The 518-nt window shown below is 60.4% G+C and carries 1 pseudogene; it reads left to right on the forward strand.

Features of this window, described 5'->3' with window-relative positions:
• Window positions 1-368: pseudogene (locus tag AC1DT3_RS23915) on the forward strand (hypothetical protein); the annotation flags it as partial.
• Window positions 369-518 lie beyond the last annotated feature (150 nt).

The following is a 518-nucleotide window of genomic DNA, read 5'->3' on the forward strand; positions in this document are numbered from 1 at the left end:
GTCTGGAGGATGATGCGCTAACGGATTTCGTGCGCCGCTGCATCGTCGAATTGCTGTCACGCGGCGCTGTTCCGGTGGTCGGCGGGGGAGAAACGGAACACGACTGGATCATCGAGCGCCGCTATGGCGCGACACCGGACGAGATCGTCGAGAACGTCATGCGCGAATGGCTTGCGAACGGCGCCAAGGACGAAGATCCCGGCGGCCTTTGGTTCGCCCGACGCGAGGATGCTTGGATGCCGCCGGACTTGGATGCCGCCGGAATAGACATCGCGATCGAAACCGTCGCACCAGTATTCTCAAACGTGTCGCTATCAGCAAGCGTACCTATGTCAGGAAGCGTGCCTTATCAGGAAATCATGTGGTGATACGAACCTGCATCGCATTTCGACCGGCGCCGGTTCTATTCCGACGCGCTGCTCTGCACTTTTTTCGCATCCGGCATCGGCTGCGGCAGGACATCGCCGAGTGCGTGAACGAGGGCCTTTTTCATCACGCCGGGAAGCGCCTCCGTGTGC

It is taken from the genome of Microvirga sp. P4_G7 (assembly GCF_056401005.1).